Source organism: Pedobacter sp. HMWF019 (assembly GCF_003061025.1).
Lineage (GTDB): Bacteria > Bacteroidota > Bacteroidia > Sphingobacteriales > Sphingobacteriaceae > Pedobacter.
In genome coordinates this window covers 1-4,093 of the sequence record NZ_QAIL01000181.1, presented here as the reverse complement: position 1 = coordinate 4,093, position 4,093 = coordinate 1, and the positions used below count along the sequence as shown (strand labels likewise).

At 37.5% G+C, this 4,093-nt stretch carries 3 protein-coding genes; all 3 read left to right on the top strand.

Going from position 1 to position 4,093, the window contains the following annotated elements; translation table 11 throughout:
- The first annotated feature begins 85 nt into the window (after nucleotides 1-85).
- Nucleotides 86-892: an alpha/beta fold hydrolase gene (locus tag DBR11_RS11505; protein ID WP_108552737.1), complete on the top strand. Its 807-nt coding sequence runs from the start codon at nucleotides 86-88 to the stop codon at nucleotides 890-892.
- A gap of 3 nt (nucleotides 893-895) precedes the next feature.
- On the top strand, nucleotides 896-3,382 hold the full coding sequence (locus DBR11_RS11500) for a response regulator (protein WP_108552735.1): 2,487 nt from the start codon (nucleotides 896-898) through the stop codon (nucleotides 3,380-3,382).
- A gap of 111 nt (nucleotides 3,383-3,493) precedes the next feature.
- The gene (locus DBR11_RS11495) at nucleotides 3,494-3,898 is read left to right on the top strand and encodes a hypothetical protein (protein ID WP_108552733.1); all 405 of its coding nucleotides are present in this window, start codon (nucleotides 3,494-3,496) and stop codon (nucleotides 3,896-3,898) included.
- Nucleotides 3,899-4,093: the final 195 nt, after the last annotated feature.

Here is a 4,093-nt window from a genome sequence, read left to right as displayed (position 1 = left end):
GTAATAGCCTTATATGATGAGGCCCGTGCGTTGGGAAAACGTTGAAAATATATATACTTTAGTGTTATAATCCCTTTTTGTTTAAATGAACCTTTCTATATTAAAAAAATACAATGTTTCTGTTGAAGGAAACGTAAATGCCTTGCAAACCATCGTATTTGCGAACGGCTTTGGAACCAACCAAACTGCATGGAAGACGGTAAAAACAGCTTTTGAAGGTGTTTACCGCATCGTGTTATTTGATTATGCTGGTTCAGGGAAGACTGATCCTGCTATATATAGCGCGGTTAAATACAATACGCTAAAATCATATGCTGATGATATGCTCGCTATTTTTTCAGAACTGCAGCTGGTAGATGCCATTTTAGTTGCGCACTCTGTTAGTTCCATGATTGGACTGTTAGCGACGATAAAATCACAGCTTTATCTGTCAAAATTGATATTTATAGGTGCATCGCCTAGATATTTAAACGATGAAACCAATCATTATACAGGTGGATTTACACCAGAAGCATTAAATAATATGTATGATGCTATGACCAGTAGCTATTATGCCTGGGCAAGCGGATTTTCAGCAGCCGCCATGAGAAATGAAGACCGTCCAGAACTTGGTCAGTATTTTGCAAATACATTGATGGACATCAGACCAGACATTGCCTTATCTGTTGCCAAAGTTATTTTCGAATCTGATGTGCGGGAAGCACTCAGAAAACTGGATAAACCAACCTTATTGCTACAAACAAAAGAGGATATCGCAGTGCCATATACAGTTGCCAATTATCTTAATGAACATATTAAAGGAAGTCAATTGATCGTTTTAGATGCGGAGGGTCATTTTCCGCATATCAGCGCTGCTGGAAAAGTCATATCTGCAATAAAATCATTTATTTAAGTTTTGAAAAAGCCAGAATTTGATATCAACTGGGCCAAGCAGGCCCTCAAGTTTATATTGGCACAGGGGAGGGCCGAGCGTTACGAAGACTGGACAGCTATTGCCAGACGAAGTATGTTAAACCTTAAAGAGCTTTCTCAAGCCTCTGAAGTGCTGTTTATTAAAATAGAAGATGCTGTTACGGGAAGAATTGTCAATCCCGAATCTCTAGTTTCTAAGCAATATGTAAATCCGGATCTCTTGGCTGTATTCGGAAAAGGATCTGATGCTTTGTATTTTGAGCATCCGTTTACGACCGTAGGAAAGGAATTGCTTGAACTATTTAAAAATCCTGCAGGGCTTGCGGTCATGCCGGTGTATCATGAAATTCTAAACGGAGTATTGATACTTGCCTGGGACAGACCATTTGATTTCAATGATGATTTTAAGGAGTTCATTGAAGCTTGCCACGAAAAAATTAAAGAAAGTGTACAACTTTCCAATTTATATTATTCCCTTGAAGAAATAAAAGTCAGATTTAACTCCATTTTGCAATCTGTTCCCCAGAGTATTGTATTTATTGATGATAGTGGAAGAAATAGTTGGATAAATACTTATGCGTCGAAGCTTTTTGGTTTAAAGAGTGGAAATGTATCGCCCGCTGATTTGTCAGCGGCCATGCAGGAATTAAGAAATAAGACTGTTAATAGAGACGAGATTTATAAAAAGGGGTTGGAACTTTTTAAATCTGAGGATAAGAAGCAAGATAATTGGAAATGGATATTTCATCAGCCTAAAACTTTTGTGTTAAATGTATGCTGCCGACCTACAGTTTCTGAAAATTTTAGTGGAATGCTCTGGATTTTTGATGATGTGACAAATCAATATCTGTTTGATGAGCATATGAAAGCAATTAATGTACAGCTGGAAGAAAAGAGCAGGCTTGCTGACGAACAGAACCGGGCTAAATCGGAATTTCTAGCTAATATGAGCCATGAGATCAGGACACCAATGAATGGGGTTATAGGCATGACAAGTTTATTGAGAAATACCCCGTTGGATGAAGAGCAATTTGATTTTGTTGAGTCGATACGGTTGAGTGCGGATGCCTTGCTGGAAATCATTAATGAAATTCTTGATTTTTCTAAAATAGAATCGGGTAAATTGGAATTGGAAGAACACCCTTTCTTTATTCATCGGATCATCGAAGAAACTTATGATCTTCTTTCATTAAAAGCTGCTGAAAAGGATATCGACCTACTTTACCAGATTGACCCTGAAATTCCTTCAGAACTAATAGGTGATATGACCCGGCTGAGACAAATTGTGGTCAATTTAGTGGGAAATGCTATTAAGTTTACTCCATCTGGTGAAATATTGACTTCCATTAAGTTACTTGGCAGAGACAACTATGATTATCAACTTGAATTTTCAATAAGAGATACCGGTATTGGTATACCGGCCGATAAAATGCACAAGTTATTTAATTCATTTTCTCAAGTTGATTCTTCCACGACCAGAAAATATGGCGGTACTGGTCTTGGTCTGGCCATTTGTCAGCGTTTGGTAGAACGAATGAATGGGCATATTTGGTTAGAAAGCGAGGTGAATAAAGGAACTACCTTTAGGTTCACCATTATGCTTAAGGTTAATACTGATATTAAACAATATAAACAAGTGACCACTCAGACCGATCTCACTGGTAAATCCGTGTTGGTCATCGATGATAACAAAACCAATTTACGTATCCTCAAAGGACACTGTGAAATGTGGGGAATGCAGGCAGACATTGCTATAAATGGAGCTGATGGCATCCGAGCCATAAGTGAGAGAAAATATGACATTGTCATCATTGATCTGCTGATGCCAGATAAAAATGGAGTGGAAACTGCGAAAGAAATCACCGACTTGTATGGTGAATCCAAACCTCCGCTAGTATTATTTAGTTCTGCGGGATATTTTCCTGCAGATGGACACGGTGATAGAAAATACTTTTCTGCAATTGTTGACAAACCGATAAAACAGTCCTATTTCAATAAAATGCTGCTCGATATCCTGGGCAAAAAAGTTATGAGGGTAAGGCAGGACGAGAGCCTGCGGCCAACATCTGTAGTACCTAAGGAGGGCAATGACCTCATCAGTATTTTGGTAGCAGAAGACAATATCATCAATCAAAAAATTGTTGTAAAGATCTTAAAAGGCATGGGATATGACTGTGATGTAGTGGCCAATGGACTAGAAGTTTTATCCTCGTTGAAACGACAACATTATGATATGGTTTTTATGGATGTTCAAATGCCCGAGATGGATGGTTTGGAGGCAACAAGGAAACTTATAGAACTCTATGGCAAAGAAAGCCCCGTTGTTATTGCAATGACAGCCGGTGCTTTTGAAAAGGATAAGCAGGAATGCCTGGAAGCTGGAATGGATGATTATATCACAAAACCTTTCGATAATGAAATCTTTTCCAGAAAGTTTAAACAATGGAAATCGCTTGTTAGAACCTTATAGGATGGGAACACCATAAAATTCTATTCAGATGTAATAGCAAGTATTAGTTTACATAATCAAATTTAGGCTAAAATTATCTGCTACCTTTGTTTTAAATTAACCGATCAAAATATGATGCAGCCAAAAGAAACCGGAATAAATCTGTTTATGGTACTTTTTAAGGAAATAGAAAATATAAACAGACCTATTCAGGAATATTTTATGAGAAACCTAGACTGGGCATATAAGACGCTAACAGATGAAATTTTTGATGCCATAGCCAATAACAATCAAAAGCAAGCTGCAAAAGAGTTAACAGCAATTAGGCGGGAGTTAATTAAACTCCAGCAAATCACGGCAGTTGACCTGATCATCAAGTTTGATCCTGAGTGGCCAGGTCTTCGGAAACAGGAAAAAGACAGCAGACCTGATCAGTTTAGGTCAGGCATGGTTTACCTGGTGATGGATCGTTTGGATATTATTATCGAATTTTTAGTGAATTATAAATCAATTCCCAGAATTCCAAAGAAGATCTAACGGATTGAAATCCATACCATATATTTCGATCGAATTTTTTCAAATACCCTTCAATTCCGAGGCTGAATCTCGTACTATTTTTCTTTTGGAAATTTAGTTTTCCGTCTAAGATTCGGTCAAAAAATAAAAACACCATTTTCTAAAAATCGACAAAAAACTACCAATTTTGGTATAAATGATTCACAGAGTCCAACG

Coding starts and splice junctions, on each gene's coding strand:
- DBR11_RS11505 (WP_108552737.1), top strand. CDS start 86: ATGAACCTTTCTATATTAAAAAAATACAATGTTTCTGTTGAAGGAAAC.
- DBR11_RS11495 (WP_108552733.1), top strand. CDS start 3,494: ATGATGCAGCCAAAAGAAACCGGAATAAATCTGTTTATGGTACTTTTT.